General features: G+C 48.3%; 14 protein-coding genes and 2 tRNA genes. 9 read left to right on the top strand and 7 right to left on the bottom strand.

Annotated elements, in window-relative coordinates; genetic code table 11:
* The first annotated feature begins 118 nt into the window (after positions 1-118).
* From FHS17_RS07465 to FHS17_RS07440, 6 genes are all read left to right on the top strand, one after another.
* Positions 119-205: transfer RNA gene (locus FHS17_RS07465), tRNA-Leu, on the top strand.
* Positions 206-325: 120 nt separating this feature from the next.
* Entirely contained in the window at positions 326-496 is a 171-nt protein-coding gene (locus FHS17_RS07460) for a hypothetical protein (protein ID WP_167277450.1), read from the top strand.
* Between the two features lie 145 nt (positions 497-641).
* Complete coding sequence (locus FHS17_RS07455; RefSeq protein ID WP_167277448.1) at positions 642-1937, top strand: UDP-glucose dehydrogenase family protein; 1296 nt, start codon at positions 642-644, stop codon at positions 1935-1937.
* A 42-nt stretch (positions 1938-1979) separates the two neighbouring features.
* The gene (locus FHS17_RS07450) at positions 1980-3191 is read left to right on the top strand and encodes a glycosyltransferase family 4 protein (protein WP_167277446.1); all 1212 of its coding nucleotides are present in this window, start codon (positions 1980-1982) and stop codon (positions 3189-3191) included.
* Positions 3181-4188: a CotS family spore coat protein gene (locus FHS17_RS07445; RefSeq protein ID WP_167277444.1), complete on the top strand. Its 1008-nt coding sequence runs from the start codon at positions 3181-3183 to the stop codon at positions 4186-4188. The genes FHS17_RS07450 and FHS17_RS07445 overlap by 11 nt, the downstream gene beginning before the upstream one ends.
* A 66-nt stretch (positions 4189-4254) precedes the next feature.
* Positions 4255-4341, top strand: a tRNA-Leu gene (locus tag FHS17_RS07440).
* Between the two features lie 87 nt (positions 4342-4428).
* Here FHS17_RS07440 and FHS17_RS07435 read toward each other — a convergent pair.
* From FHS17_RS07435 to FHS17_RS07420, 4 genes are all read right to left on the bottom strand, one after another.
* Complete coding sequence (locus FHS17_RS07435; protein ID WP_167277442.1) at positions 4429-4881, bottom strand: DUF4362 domain-containing protein; 453 nt, start codon at positions 4879-4881, stop codon at positions 4429-4431.
* A 122-nt stretch (positions 4882-5003) separates the two neighbouring features.
* Positions 5004-5216 carry a hypothetical protein gene (locus tag FHS17_RS07430; protein ID WP_167277440.1) on the bottom strand — a complete coding sequence of 71 codons (213 nt, stop codon included), beginning with the start codon at positions 5214-5216 and terminating at the stop codon, positions 5004-5006.
* 20 nt (positions 5217-5236) lie between these two features.
* On the bottom strand, positions 5237-5557 hold the full coding sequence (locus FHS17_RS07425; RefSeq protein WP_167277438.1) for a hypothetical protein: 321 nt from the start codon (positions 5555-5557) through the stop codon (positions 5237-5239).
* A 42-nt stretch (positions 5558-5599) separates the two neighbouring features.
* Complete coding sequence (locus FHS17_RS07420; protein WP_167277436.1) at positions 5600-6169, bottom strand: xanthine phosphoribosyltransferase; 570 nt, start codon at positions 6167-6169, stop codon at positions 5600-5602.
* Positions 6170-6373: 204 nt separating this feature from the next.
* On the opposite strand from FHS17_RS07420, the gene FHS17_RS07415 reads away from it, so the two are divergent.
* Both FHS17_RS07415 and FHS17_RS07410 read left to right on the top strand, forming a co-directional pair.
* Positions 6374-7051 carry a hypothetical protein gene (locus tag FHS17_RS07415; RefSeq protein WP_167277434.1) on the top strand — a complete coding sequence of 226 codons (678 nt, stop codon included), beginning with the start codon at positions 6374-6376 and terminating at the stop codon, positions 7049-7051.
* Positions 7052-7127: 76 nt separating this feature from the next.
* Complete coding sequence (locus tag FHS17_RS07410) at positions 7128-8165, top strand: YkvI family membrane protein (RefSeq protein ID WP_167277432.1); 1038 nt, start codon at positions 7128-7130, stop codon at positions 8163-8165.
* Here the strand turns inward: FHS17_RS07410 and FHS17_RS07405 are convergent.
* From FHS17_RS07405 to FHS17_RS07395, 3 genes are read right to left on the bottom strand one after another with little or no spacing between them, the layout of a single operon-like run.
* Positions 8130-11345 carry an AAA family ATPase gene (locus FHS17_RS07405; RefSeq protein WP_167277430.1) on the bottom strand — a complete coding sequence of 1072 codons (3216 nt, stop codon included), beginning with the start codon at positions 11343-11345 and terminating at the stop codon, positions 8130-8132. The two genes, FHS17_RS07410 and FHS17_RS07405, sit on opposite strands and share 36 nt — an antisense overlap.
* Positions 11342-12625: a metallophosphoesterase gene (locus tag FHS17_RS07400; protein ID WP_167277428.1), complete on the bottom strand. Its 1284-nt coding sequence runs from the start codon at positions 12623-12625 to the stop codon at positions 11342-11344. The genes FHS17_RS07405 and FHS17_RS07400 overlap by 4 nt, the downstream gene beginning before the upstream one ends.
* Positions 12626-12627: 2 nt before the next feature.
* Positions 12628-13758 (bottom strand): glycosyltransferase family 4 protein, encoded by a 1131-nt coding sequence (locus FHS17_RS07395; protein WP_167277426.1) that lies wholly within the window; start codon positions 13756-13758, stop codon positions 12628-12630.
* Between the two features lie 329 nt (positions 13759-14087).
* Here FHS17_RS07395 and FHS17_RS07390 point away from each other — a divergent pair, with 329 nt between their 5' ends.
* Positions 14088-15266, top strand: a complete 1179-nt coding sequence (locus FHS17_RS07390) for a GGDEF domain-containing protein (protein ID WP_167277424.1) — start codon at positions 14088-14090, stop codon at positions 15264-15266.
* Positions 15267-15319: the final 53 nt, after the last annotated feature.

Genomic DNA, 15319 nt, shown 5'->3' with positions numbered 1-15319 from the left:
CAGTTACCCCCTTCATTGTTTGTCCAATTGAGGAAAAATATGCTGAATATTGCAACTTTATTGGATAGGTTGACGAATGATTTGGGAACATGCTACCATAAGGGACATATTCATGTATGCGGTCGTGGCGGAATTGGCAGACGCGCTAGATTCAGGTTCTAGTGGTGTAACAGCCGTGGAGGTTCGAGTCCTCTCGACCGCACCATACATAAGAGGTTTCAGCGCATGAGCTGGAGCCTTTTTTATTTGTTCGGCTATACAATCTATAACTCTATCAAACTTATATTCATATGCTGAACTATCACATACGTGAGGAGGCATACGAATGAAAAAAGATGTGCAAACAAAATGTTTTTCGGACAATCTCTCCAACAACGATGTACGTTGGGATCGTGAGGCGTATGAAGAATGGCGCCGTAAATTTTGCTGCAAAGATGATCACCATAAAGATCACTGCGGCGACTCCCGCTGGCAAGACGACGAAGACGTCGAGTAAGGATCTTTACGTTTTGAAGACTCTCCTTTTCTTATGAGGAGAGTCTTTTCTATTTCGCTTTCTTTACTAGATTATGAGCATGCGCCGTTACCTTCCCTTGCAGTCAAATCATATACTGCAACATTAACGAGAGGATGGTGTATGAATGGATATTTGTATCATTGGGGCCGGTTATGTAGGACTTACAACAGCAGCGGTTCTGGCAGACATCGGTCATACAGTCTTCTGCACAGACCGTGATGAAGCGAAGATTGATCAGCTGAAACAAGGCGTCATTCCGGTCTACGAGCCGGGGTTATCAGCCATGCTCCTTCGTAATATGGAGTCGGGAAAGCTTATTTTTGATACCAGTGTATCTGCCTATATTTCTCAATGTCCAATCCTTATGATTGCAGTTGGCACTCCTCCGAGTAAAGATGGAAGTGCCGATCTAAGCGCTATTTACAGTGTAATAAGGAATATAGCAGACATGATTCGTTCACCTAAAACGATAGTTATAAAAAGTACGGTTCCTCCGGGAACAGCAGACCAAATCAAGCAATGGCTCCTCGCGCATTCAGTGAGTCCGGACCTATTCCATATCGTCTCCAATCCTGAGTTTCTGCGGGAAGGAACCGCTATCTACGATACGCTGCATCCCGATCGTATTGTAATTGGAGCTGTCGAACAATCAGCTGCCCTACAAGTGAAAGAGCTATATAAGACCATTACTACCACCTTCCTGCTGACTACTAATCGGGAAGCTGAATTGATTAAATATGCGTCTAATGCCTTTCTCGCTGTCAAAGTATCGTTTATTAATGAGATCTCGAAGGTTTGTGAAGCCTTTAATGCAGATATTACCCGAGTAGCAGAAGGGATTGGTCTCGACAAACGAATTGGACCGCAGTTTCTGCAGGCCGGCCTTGGCTATGGGGGCTCTTGCCTGCCCAAGGATGTGGACGCACTTATTCATGCGGCTGAAAGTAAGCAACTGAAGATGAGGATGCTGAACGCAGCGAAGAAAATCAACCGCTCACAACTGTCTCTATACGTGAATAAACTGAAATCAAAGCTAGGCGAATGTAGCCATAACCAGCGAATTGCAGTATGGGGAGCCACATTCAAGGAGAATACGGACGATATTCGTGCTTCACAAGCCATTGCCTTAATGAAAAAGCTGACAAAGCTCGGGTATCATGTATACGCTTATGATCCCCTTGCCCATCCATCACTTCCTTCAGTTATCTGGTGCGAAAGTGCTTATGAAGCTGTGGAGCAATCAGATGCACTTATTGTCGCAACCTGCTGGCCGGAATTTATGGAGGCTGATTGGCTCACCGTCAAGCAAGCTATGCGGCGCCCTGTGATTGTGGATGCTCGCAATCGCCTTGATCGGGCAATGCTTCAAAGTCTTGGTTTTGAATATACCGGAATTGGTCGACCGGAAAGCACCACATAAAATGAAGCCAATACTTCGATTGTGACGGGAGGAGGTCTCGTGATGAGACTTGCCTTAATCTGTACGGAAAAACTGCCCTCCCCTGCCATTCGAGGCGGAGCGATTCAAATTATGATGGATGGGATCTCCCCCTTCCTTGCCAAAAAACATGAGGTAACCATTTATTCCATTACCGATGAAAGCTTGCCTAACAAGGAGAAACGCGGCGGAATTCAATATATTCGTTTTTCCCGGTATCATTATGTAGATGATGTAGCTGATTCCTTAGGGGAACAACAATATGACGTTGTTCATGTTTTTAACCGCCCCGCACTTATTCCCTTCTACAAAGAAGCGGCGCCTTCCAGCCGGTTTGTCGTTAGTCTTCATAATGAGATGTTTGCATCCGGCAAAATTACGGACAAAGAAGCCAGCCTCACCGTTCGATATGTTCATAAATTAACTACAGTCAGTCAGTACATTAAAAATACGATTACAAAACGGGTCGCCGAAGCCGAGAGTAAAACAGTAGCTATCTATTCGGGCTATGACCCAAGCCGCTACTCGCCGATCTGGTCAGAGCAAGGCAGCCGAATCCGCAGTCGTCTTCGGAGCCGTTATGGCGTGTCGAATAAGAAGGTAATTCTGTTCGTTGGACGATTAAGCGTTAAGAAAGGTCCTCATCTCCTTATTCAAGCGCTCTCCGAAGTGTTGAAGGAGCATCCTGACGCCGTACTTGTTATCGTAGGAGGCAAATGGTTCAGCGATAATACCGTTGATAGTTATGGGGAAAAGCTGCTTGACCTCGCGGAGCCTTATGGCAACCGTGTCATTTTCACTCGTTATATATCGGCTTCCGACATTCCTGACTATTTCACAATGGGCGATGTCTTCGTCTGCAGCTCGCAGTGGCAGGAGCCGCTGGCGCGTGTTCATTATGAAGCAATGGCTGCAGGGATCCCGGTTATAACAACCAATCGAGGCGGAAATGCCGAAATCGTCAAGCATAAAGAAAACGGCTATCTGGTAAAAGATTATACGAGCTCTTCCTCCTTCGCCAGTTCCATCAACCATGTACTTAGTTACCCCGATGAATCCAAGCAAATGGCTATAAAAGCAAGGAAGTTTGTTGAGGAGAATCATACGTTCGAGAAAATAGCCAATCGGCTCGAGAGCATTTATATGGAAGCTTATAATAGCAAGCCAACGGTATTAATCCAAAAAGCAGCAGCCTCTCGTCAAGGGAAAAAGGCAGGCACTGATTATGCCGGATAACGTTCAAGCCGTACTAACCCAATATCCGCTTCGAATAAAAAATGTCTCTCTAATTAGTGATAAAGGTAAAAAAGCCGCCTGGACAGTATCCACTGGTGCAGGAACAAAGATATTAAAAAAGTCCCCCGCAGCCAAACAACGCCTGCTCTTCCTCATCCAAGCGATTAAGCATCTGCAGAACAACGGCGCCCCTATTCCTGCTATGGTTACAACATCTGCAGGTAAAGATTACGCCGAGGATAATGAGGGAAGCTGCTATATTTTATCCGATGCGATCTCTGGCACTCAGCCGTCCTATTCGAACGGGGATCTACTTGCAATTATGAAGGAGCTAGGACGATTTCACCTCGCCTCACGGGGCTTTCAATCCAACAGCACAACCAACGAACGTGCTCATCTAGGCCGCTGGGCGCTAAGCTACGAACGTCATCTCGAAGAACTCGTCCGCTTCAAGAGCCTGATGAAAAGCAGCAGCTCTGAGTTCGAGAAGCTGTACGTCCAGCATGTTGACCATTATATCAGCCAAGGCAAAGAAGCCTTGTCCTTGGTGCAAGGCCCTTATTACGCCAATTGGGTCAATAAAGCGGCCGTTCAGAAAAACCTCTGTCATCAGGACTTCGCTGCAGCTAATCTGATCAAGACGAGTTCAGGGCTTGTCATTATTGACATGGATTCCATTACATTTGATCTGCCGGCTAGAGATATCCGCAAAATCTTTAATAAAGTGATGAAAAAATACGGCTGGAACAGCTCCAAAGCTGCCAGCATGCTCCGCGCTTACCGCGAGGTCCATTCTTTGTCGGAGGAAGAATGTCAGATTATCTATGCTGATCTATTGTTTCCTCATCTGTTCTACGGACTAGCAAGCAAATATTTCAATAAACGAACAGAATGGAACCGTTCGAACACGCTGCGCAAGCTGCAGGGTTATATCTCGTCAGAGAAAGACCGCGAGCATGTATTGGCTTCTTGGCGCTCTATTGTCCGGCAATTCTGAATAGAACAATAAACGCTTGACTACAACTAAGAAAAAATGCTATTATAACCTTCGTCAGTAACATTTGCGGTCGTGGCGGAATTGGCAGACGCGCTAGATTCAGGTTCTAGTGGTGTAACAGCCGTGGAGGTTCGAGTCCTCTCGACCGCACCAACTTAAATAACTCAAGGGTTTTGGGAAGTCTAGCAATAGACGAACCAAAGCCCTTTTTTTGTTAGCTGGATTATATGGCAGCCATTATTACTTCTTCGTACGAAGGAGAAAATAACTCATTTCAGTATCATTATTGGTGCACCCATCAAGTGTATACTGCACTTCTCCTTCCACCTTCTCACTTGTTACTTTCGAGCATGTATCTGTCCGTACACCCTTTTGAGTCCCACCAAATTTATCATTAGAATTATCGTACGTGTAATGAATCACTTCCCCATCATACTTCAAATCCTTAAAGATCGGATCTCCCTCATCGGTATAGCCTGTCACTCGGATACTGCTCACTTTCTTATTGCCGAGGTCCGTTAAGAATTGATTAAATTTCTCGACATTATGTACGTCGTTAAAAAAGACAACATCACCTTTACTTATGGCTTCTTCATAGGAATAAGGTTTACTTCCACCACTTAAATGACCATTTTGATTTGAACAGCCTGCAATTAATAAAGTAAAGACGGTAAGTAAAATGATTGGTTTCATTGTTTCCTCCCAAATACCGTTTAACCTAGAAGACGAGCTTTTTAGATAAAAGGTTACTCATTAAAATAAAAAAGCAGAAACCCTTTACTAAAAGGGCTTCTGCTTTCAAAAGTTCTTTCATATTAAATGGTGGAACCACGTTCGCTTGAAGCTAGCTCAAAACGATAATCGCGGCTGAGCTTAACGACCCGTCTGTTAGCCCGACGGATCACAACCGACGTATCATCCCAGGCCACGAGAATCCCAACCACATCATTTACTTCCATTTCATCACGTATAACGCGGACTAATTCACCGTTCACACGGAATTGGTCTAACTGCTCTTCACTAATCACCGCTATAACCTCCGAACAAACTAACCGACATGCTCTTTCGAATCATTTGTTTCTGTTTCATACCATTCATCGAGCACTCTTGAGGACATGACGCGTTTTGCAATATAGTCAGCCTGACGTTCTGTGAAATGACTTTTCCATTCCTGTTCGAGCTCATCACAAAGCTTAACAATCGTAAGAAGTTCTGACCATGCAACATAACGCTTGTACCAGAAAAATTGCGGATGCTCAATCATATAAGGATACAAATCATCAAATTCCGTATGCTTGCAGTCCAGCGCGCGTTCGAAGTGAACTTTCGCGTCCTCCAGTTTCGCAGACAAAAATTCAGTAGATAACATTGCTGCTGCCTCCCCTCGGTTCCTTCACTCTCTCATTATAACTTAGTCGAATTGAATTTGCCCGTTTTTCAAAGAAGTAACATTTACAAGTGATTCTACACGAACACCTTGCTCACGTAGTGTTTTGGAACCCGCCTGGAATGATTTCTCCAGCACGATGCCCATACCAACCAAGCTTGCACCGGATCTTTCAATGATTTTAATAAGTCCACGAGCAGCATCGCCGTTAGCGATAATATCGTCGATAAACAATACTTTATCTTCCTTCGCTAAGAACTGCTTAGACACCATGATATCAGTGACAATACCTTTTGTGAAGGATGGAACACGTTCCGAATAAGCATCCGGGTCCGCGATTAAGGTTTTCTTGCGACGTGCGAATACAAGTGGTACACCTAGTACATAAGCAGTTGCGTATGCAACCGGGATACCCGAAGATTCAATCGTAACAACTTTCGTAATGTTCTCGTCAGCAAATCGTTTTGCGAATTCATGTCCCATTTCCATCGTAAGAGCAGGATCGACCTGGTGGTTAAGTATAGAATCCAGCCGCAGTACATCGTTTGACAGCACCGATGCTTGCTCTAAAATTCGTTCTTTTAAAATATCCATCTTTATTTCCCTCCACCAAAATCTCTTTTCGATAACTTACCATAGGATGGGCAAACAACGCAACCCGGCTTTTTCAATTTTTTGCAAGCAGATAAGGCGGAATATTTTATATAGAAGTGATATATTAAGGAAGAAACTTTTCCCAGTTATGGACGTTTATATTGATAAGACAAATGGAATAGCGACCCAAAAGGAGCGCAGAGCATGAACAAGAGAACGCGGAAATATGATGTAGCAAAATGGGCAGCTGTCCTTGCCCTCACACTCATAGCAGCAACAGGCTGCTCCAATGAATTAGTTCCTAATTCTAAGTCCTATGTACAACCTTCACATGATCAATCAAGCACTTATTTATCAGGTGATACTCCACAGAAAACGTATCTTCAGGGGCAAGAAGAAGGACAAACTGGATCAGAACCTATGTCGCTTGATGAAGGCGGAGATACAAGCGCAGCTTCAACCGGGGGCAGCAGCACAAAGCAAGCTTCTGCTTGGAACGCCTCTCACCCCATCATGCTTGGCCTGTCCATCGGAGATTCTAATAAGCTGGTAGCAGAACGATTTGGCAAGGCAGATGATATTTACAGCTTGGAGGATGAATCGGAATCCATTGAAGTACATGAATATAAAGGTTTCGCCGTCGGTATTAACGATAAGCATACCATCCAATATATAGAGGTTTATGATAAATCGATCGTAACCGGATTAAGTGGCGTTCATGTAGAAGATCGTTCGGATGCTGTTCTCAAAGCGCTTGGGAAGCCGTCATCGCAAAATAGCTTCATTATTACTTATGAAGGAAAAGACTCACTTTTAAAGATTGATTTGGATCCGGATCATGACAAGATCGTCTCCATCAAACTATTGGCTGTGACCACTTAAGTTGTTAACAAGCTGTCATGCTCGTCCTCTTTCGGACATACCTTTACTATAGAAGGTTATTTCGGGAGGACATGCCATGTTAAAGCGTACAGGTAAGGTACTGCAAATTGCTTCTACTTATATGGGCACAATTGTGGGCGCCGGTTTCGCGACTGGACAAGAGATCTTGCAGTTTTTTACCCGCTTCGGCTATTGGGGTACACTTACAATCGCTGTCGCGACGGCGCTCTTTATATGGCTTGGCGGTAAAATGATGATTATTGCAAGCGAAATCGGGGCGAAATCCTATGAGGACCTGAATATTGCATTGTTTGGCGACAGATATGGCAAATGGATTAGTCATTTCATGCTGGTCGTCCTGCTTGGTGTAACGGCCGTCATGCTCGCTGGTGCAGGCACAATCTTTTATGAAAATTGGAATATCTCGTATCAATCCGGATTACTCATCACGATTGCTGCATGTTACTTCCTATTGCGCAAGGGTATGAAGGCAATCTTGACGGTGAATGCGATCGTTGTCCCCATCATGCTGCTGTTCACCGCTATTATTATGATCGACACGTTCCAAACACCGGAATCCGACAGATTTACAACGATAGTCACAGATCACTCGATATGGGCAGCATGGGCTGCGCCATTTCTGTATACGGCCTTTAACCTTTCGATGTCACAAGCGGTGCTTGTCCCGCTAGGAGCAGAAATTAAAGACCGTAAAACGATTGTACTTGGCGCATGGGTTGGCGGGATCGGTATCGGCTTTATGCTGCTTGCCGGACATATCGCATTATCTGTCCATATGCCCGGCATTCAGCAGTATGCCATTCCAATGGGCGGGATCGCCAAACAACTTGGCTCTGTTGTGCAGTATATTTATATCTTTTTGATCTTTGCTGAAATTTTCACTACACTCATAGCTGATATTTACGGCTTAACCCTACAGCTGCAGGAACGTCTGAAATGGTCTCGTTCCGTGCTGACGATGATTGTGCTCGCCTTCTGCTTCGTGGCCAGCCAAATCGGCTTTGGTCCACTGCTCTCAACGCTTTATCCGATCTTTGGCCTGATCAGCTTAGGCTGGTTATTCCTGGTGATCAGGCGCAAGATGGCTCACTAACTGCCGGCGAGCGCCAGGCAATTGAACAAGCATAGCATGTGGCATATGATTTTGCAGTGCATCCCGGATATGTTCATGACAGGTGAACAGGATGAGCTGTCTACTCTCCGAAAGCTCGCATAGCAGACCAGCAACTGCATGCAGGCGCTGACGGTCGAAGTTAACAAATAAATCATCTAACAGCAGCGGCATGTTCGCTGCTGTTGCTGTTTCTACAGCCAGCGCAAGACGCATAGCTAAGTAGACTAACTCCGCTGTTCCTCGGCTGAGCATAACCGAATCCACCAGCTTATTATCCGAGGTTTCAAGACGTATAGATGGCAAATCAGGTGTTGTTACAACCCGGATATATCTTCCTTCAGTCAGTTGACGGACAAAGCTGCTCGACAGCTTCAGCAGCGCAGGCTGCCGTTCTTCCTCATAGATCCTTTTTGTAGCCCGGATAAGCGAGGCGCTGATAGCAAGCACGGCATAACGCTCCGCATCCTGCGAAAGCTGAGCGATGGTCATTTCCTTCACCGCAAGCAGCTCCCGGTGCTTGTCCTCTTGAAGTAAATCCTCCAGCTGCTGCCGCATTCTCCCCCGTCGATCAAGCCATTCCGATTTGCTCTTCTCCATCTGCCGTACCTTAAGCTGAAGCTCCGAATGAAGCTTTTCAAGCTCTTCTCCGTCATAGGCATCGAGAAGCTGTTCAAGCTCCTCAATCCGCTGTCTCGACAAACCGGCGGTCATTTCGATTTGCAGCTTATCTAGCTCCGCATCGACAGCTTCTAATCGCGTCCGATAAGCTAAGACAGCAGCAAATTCTGTTTCATTCGTAAATGCTGCCTCTTCGTAGAGCTTCTGGATGGAAATAGTGAGCTGCTGCTGTTTGTCTTGTGCTGCAGCAATTGCGATATGTATGGTCTGAAGCCGCTCATCCAGTTGAGCGGCTTCTTCCTGAGCCGCTGCTTGCCGGCGCAGCTCTGCCTGCAGGAGCCGCAGCCCAAGCGCCGGCTCGGCTGGCAGTCTTTGCGCCGCGTCAGGGAAGCCGGCGCACAGCTCCGCCGCTCTCGCCTCGAAGGCGGCGAGCTGGTTGTCCGCGGCGGCTTTCTTCGCCGCGCGGCGGTCCCGCTGCTGGAGCCGGTGCAAAGCTTGCTCGGCGAGCTCGAATACTTCGAGCGCTGCATCCGGCGACATGTCCGGCAGCGCCAGAGCATCCAGCCAGCCGCGCCATTGCCGGGCAGCGGCTGCACGCTCTTCGGCCGCGGCGGCTGCTGCCTCGCGGCGTTCGCCGGCGGCAGCGCGAAGCCGCGCATGCCGGCGCGCCAGCTCGTGGCGGCCAGCGCCGAGCTGCTCGCTGCGCTGCAGCGCAGACGCGCGCGCCTCGGCTGCGGCGCGCAGCTGCTCGCGGGCGCCAGCAGCGTGCGGCGGCTCCGCCAGCAGCGCCGCGGCAGCTTCCGCGGGCGCGCTGACGAGCGCCGCGAGTGCCGCGCGCACGCGCTGCTCGCGCGGCTGCAGCGCTGCGGCTGGCGCTGGCGCCAGGCCGCGAGTGCGCCGCGGCCTGCGCGCAGTAGCCGCGCGGCGGCCGCGGCCTCGCGCCAGCGCAGCCAGCGCGAGCGCAAGCGCGCCTAGCGCAGCAGCGGCGCCTGCTGAGCCAGGGAAAGCGCCGCCGCTTAGCTCGGCGGCGGCCAAAGCCACTGCTGCGCCGCCTGCCAGCGCGGCGCCAATCCATAACGGGCCGGCTTGGCCCCGGCCCGTCTCAACAGGAGCGGCTGATACCTGCAGCCGCTCCATCTCCCACTCGCGCAGCGCCGCATCGCAATTGTTCCATGCCGCGCGCATCGCTTCGCTCGTCTGCGGCAGGAACGCTGCCCCGCCAATTGCTGCACGACTGCTTGCAGCTTCAGCACGCGCAAGCTCCGTTTCCGCTTCTGCCAGCAGCTGTGCGGCTTCGCGCTCCTGCTGCGTTGCCGAGTGCAGATCAGCAGTTAACCGCTCTGCACCTCGGCCTGCTTCTGCTTCAAGCTGTTTTGTCCCTCGTACATACTCCCGGTCCGAGACCGTAAGCTGCAAATCTAAGAGCTCTTGTTCTCCCCAATTTGGAGCTATTCGGCGCATTAATCGGACCAGCGCTTCCTCATCCGCTTCTAGCTCTGCGTGAAGACCAATTCTCTCCTCCCGCAGCAGCTGCATCCTCTCGCTCTCCAGCAGCAGCGATTCTACTTCTTCTGTTCGGGCTAGAAGCTCATGATCTACCTGAATAGTCTCACGCTTTTGCTGCGTCAGTTGCTTCTGTTGTTCAAGCTGCTCAAGCTCATAGCTCCGGCTGCTTCGCTCCTTCTGCAGCTCATTCCACTCCAGATCTGCTTCTGCTGAGATCCGCTTCGCCTCTGCAATCCCTTCCCGTTCGCGGCTAAGCGCAAGACTCTTCAGCCAGATTGGCCGAATGGTATGAGCTTTTCCTGCCAACTGCGCAGCCGACTGTTGAAGAGGCAGCTCCTCGTCCAACTGACTAAGTTCTACCGCGAATTGTTCAAGCTGACCACTTAACTCATTGTAAAGCTGAATCGCATCCGCTTGCTTTCGCAGCTCCTGTTCCGTTTGCTCCAGCGTCTTCAGCTGCTTATTCATCTGCTGATTCGTACCCCGTGGTTTGAATAGCTGTTCCATTTCCTGCTGCAGCCGTTTCTCGGCAGCGATAATCGCTTTGCCATTCTCCCAGCCAGCATGATACAAATATCGTCCCAGCTCGTCATGCGACAAAGCCCCAACTTCCTGCAGCTCGGTTAAAGTAATGGCGTACAGCTCACGAAACATTTTCTCACTAGCTCCGCCTAAAAAACGCCGTTCCCATTCCTCTTGTGTTGGCCAGCTTTCTTCAGTCAGTTGATCGTCGCTCATCCGTCTAAGCTTCAGACGGCCAGCATTCTCATTCGCATACCGCTCAGCGATATAGGTATAACCATCGTCATCCTGGAACACCAATTGCCCGCCATGATTGCCTCCATGAATAGGTTCCTGCCGCTCTGCTGGTTGATTTCGCCTTGCAAAACCGTACAAGATCGTCCGAATAAACCCAAACAACGTGCTTTTGCCGGCTTCATTCATCCCATATAATACAACAGAAGGCGCATCCAACCGGCAGTTCAGGCCCTGCAGCTGGCCAAAGCCGTCAATTCGAGCCTCAAGCAGCCTCACTCTTCCTTCCTCCTTTCTCTGTCATCTGCCGCCAGCATCCCAAGCGTCAGCTCCCTTGCTTGCTCCAGCCAGCGTTCAGGCAGCTCGTCCCACTGCTCACGCAGCAGTCTGCCCAGCTTCGCATGACCAGCCAGCGGAGCAACGGCCGCTGCCGCCTCCTTGTTCCACGCTTCCCGGTCTGCCTCTAATCGCTTCGTTAATCGATACAGTTCACCTGTAAAGCTATCTTCCTCCTGAAGGACAGATAGTTCTATATTGGCCATTGTTCCAGCTTCAATCGCATATATCCATACTCCATGCGAGAAGTGACTATCCTGCAGCTGCTCAAGCAAAGTGCGGATAATAACCGGCTCAATTAGTTTATGATGCAGTGGTCCCTGACCCTTCAGTTGTAAACACGCCATAATCGTTTGTCCGTTACCTTCCAATGAAAGCTGCTCTGCCATTTCTTCGAGCCGGATCAACAGCTCCTGCTCAGAATCCAGTCCGGCAATGGAAAGGACAGCCTCAAGCCATCGGACCTCATCAAGCGGCACAAACGTCATTTGTACAGCACGAGCTGCTGATACCTCAACGATATAACAGCCTCTTGGCCCCGTTTCTCTTGGATTACGTCCCTGAATATTGCCGGGATAAACAACATGCGGGTATTCATGGAGTACCTTCCTCGTATGTATATGGCCAAGTGCCCAATAATCGAAGCCTTTACCAATCAGCTCCTCCAGAGAACAAGGCGCATATGGATCATGAGCCTCATCTCCATTCACATTGCCGTGCAGCATTGCGATATGGAATGGAGCATCCGCCTGTGGAAAATAACCTGCTGCCAAATTTTCAGTTACATGACGCCGCGCATAGGACATCCCGTAAACAAAAGCAGCCAGCTCACCGTTTCTGCAGTAAGCCGGCCGATATTCCATTTGATCCGAACCAAATTGCGTTACGTTGGATGGAAGCTTAAGATCCGCTCTTGCACCATTAAGCGGGTCATGATTACCGTGTATAACAAACACGGCTATTCCATGCTTCTGCAGACGTTCCCATTCCTTCAAAAGAAGCAGCTGCGCCTTAAGCGAGCGGTCTGCCTCATCGTACAAATCGCCAGAAAGCACGATAAAATCTACCTGCTCCTGGATAGCCGTCTCCGTCAATCGGCGTAATGCCCCGAAGGTAGAAGCCATCAGCTTCTCCTTCAGTTCATTTGGAACCTTGCTCATCCCGCGAAAAGGACTATCCAGATGCAGGTCTGCTGCGTGTATAAATCGAAAAGGAACCGTCACCCTTATTCCTCCGGTTTCAACGATAGATAAACTTTCTTCATCTGCGAGATGACACGCTGGAGCGAATAGACCTTCTTCGCTTTATCCCAGCCGGAACGCGCAAGATTATAACGGTAAGTTGGGTCTGTTACAAGCTTCTCGAGCGCATCTGCCAGTGCAGGTGCATTTTCAGGTGGTACTAGAAGTCCGTTCACACCGTCGTCGATTTGCTCGGCGATCCCGCCTACATTTGTACCAACCAATGCCAGCCAGCATAAAGCTGCTTCTGCGAATACCGAACCAAAGGCTTCCGCACGTGATGGCAGCACAAAGACGTCAAAGAACGGCATAAACTCCTCAGGATGCAGCATATATCCGTAAAAAATAATGTCATCATATAGGTCCAGCTGTACCGCAAGCTGCTCCAGTTCTTCCCGAATCGGGCCGTCCCCGATAATATGAAGAACAAACGGATGGCCGCGCCGCTTTAATTCCGCGCAAGCGTGAAGCAGAATATCCAGCCCTTTCGCCGGCACAAGACGACATACTGTAATAAACTGCGGTACGGCATTCTCATGGGCAATCGGCTTGAACCGCTTCTCGTCAAAGCCGTTCGGAATAACTTTAATGACAGAAGTATCCTTCATATATGGAGACAGATAAGTACGGAAGGATTCTGATACGGTCAGCAGCCGATCGAGCTTCGCTTCCAGCTCCCCATAGATCGAGGTCAGGAACCGATGTGCTGTGCTGTTCTCTTTAATTTTCCCATTCAGGACAAGCTCCCGCTCGAAGCTGGAGTGAATCGTCATCATAACAGGTGTATCTGGATACAGCTGTTTCATGACAAGCGCTGCGATGGGATGATGAGCATGAATAATATCATAAGACTTTTTAAGGCGAAGCTTCGTCCACCAAATATAGTCCCGCATCGTCTGCAAATATTTATCGACGATTGGATCGCCGAGGAACGGTGTTATATCAAAAGTTTCAAATACAAAATCTTCTTGTCCTTTGCCTCTAACCCGCTTCGGAAGCGAGAATAATTCCATTTGCCAGCCCAGTTTCAAAAACCGTTCTTGAATGTAAGGCACCATGGAGGACACGCCGCCCGGTTGATCCGGCGGAAAAAACAATGCCTGTAGTATATTCAATGTCCTTCCTCCTAAAAAGAATTATCACACAAGTGGCCGTATGCAGGCCGCTTCTGATGATTCTTGCTTCGTAAGCATAAATTTTTTTACTTCATAAGCATTAACCAAAAAATTATCACACTGCCGGCCTTTTATTGGCTAGTAGTGATCATTTTTACTTACATCATCTTTCATTTTACCATGGCAAAAACCGATATTAATTATTAGATATGACGCTTTATAAAGGCAGATTGGTTCTGCATCATGCTTTTACCATCTTGTAAATCATGATATATTAGAACATATGTTTCTGTAAAGCAACACTCGACGGGATATGGTGATACTCAATTATGACAATTCTAACCTGGCTGACCGGCCCGAATGGCCAAATTATTTCTTCTGCATGTGTCATTATTATCCTGGTACTCATGCTTTTTATGTCGACACGTTTATACACCAGCTACCGGAACAAACGAATTTACCGGCTGCTTACGCTTACGATCCCGCTGTTCATGATTCAGAACGCGATACTCGCTATGCTGGCTTATCCAGAGCAGGAGCTTCCTCCATGGCTTCATATCGTCTCGACTGTATTGCAGATTGTTTCTTTTATCATTATAAACTTTGTGTTCATGAAATTATATACTCATCGTGGAGCACAGATTAAAGTTATGCCGTTCCTTATTTTGATTGGCCTGACATTCGTTATCGCCTTAGGGCAGTCCCTATTCATGGAGCCTTCTTCAGAAACCGTGCTGCCTGGTGGACAATACCGGTTTCTTGCGCTCGATTTCTATTCTTTAATTGTAACCTTCCTCGTTCTGCTTGGCACAAAAGGGGCCGAAATGAACGGCAAATTTTCCGCCAGCCTTATTACCTATTTTGTTCTTGATCTGTCGAGAATAGCAGACGGTTATGTGTTCCACGGCTCCGTAGACTGGCTGGTGCTGCTCAGCTACTTCCTGCCTATCGTCTATTTCATGCAGCTATTCCTCTTGCTGTTTGAGTGGGTGATCGAAAGGCTGATGATGACCTACCAATCTTCAATAACAGATGGTTTAACAGGTCTTTATAACCGGCGTCATTTTACAACGAAGGCTGAACAGCTGATGCGAAGACAAAAAGGATTAGCCGTTATCTTCTGCGATATCGACAACTTCAAGAAACTTAACGATACCCAGGGTCATCATAAAGCGGACGGTGTTCTGAAGCAAGTTGCAGAGATTATGAAGGAAGAATCAGCAGGTATTGGTGCCGCCGGCCGTTATGGCGGTGAAGAGCTTCTAGCCTGCATATCGATGGAACGGGTTAAACCCGAGCGAGTTGCCGAATCGATTCGAAGCCGCGTCGAGAAAGAAACGATCGTAACGGTCAGCGTTGGCGTCAGCACCTCCAAAGACAGCCACGAAATCATCCAGCTCATCAAGCTGGCCGACGAAGCCATGTACCATTCGAAAACAACCGGCAAAAACAAAGTGTCCTTATTCAGCTCCTTACCCTCCAGCAAGAAAAAAGCACTGTCTACTTAAAGCCAAACAGGGTCTAGCCTGAGGTACAGCATGAATTGCTGCCCGGGACTAGA

This window comes from Paenibacillus lupini, from assembly GCF_011761355.1.
Classification (GTDB): Bacteria; Bacillota; Bacilli; order Paenibacillales; family Paenibacillaceae; genus Pristimantibacillus; species Pristimantibacillus lupini.
The sequence above is the reverse complement of the archived record's forward strand: the minus strand, read 5'-3'. Positions and strand labels throughout refer to the sequence as shown.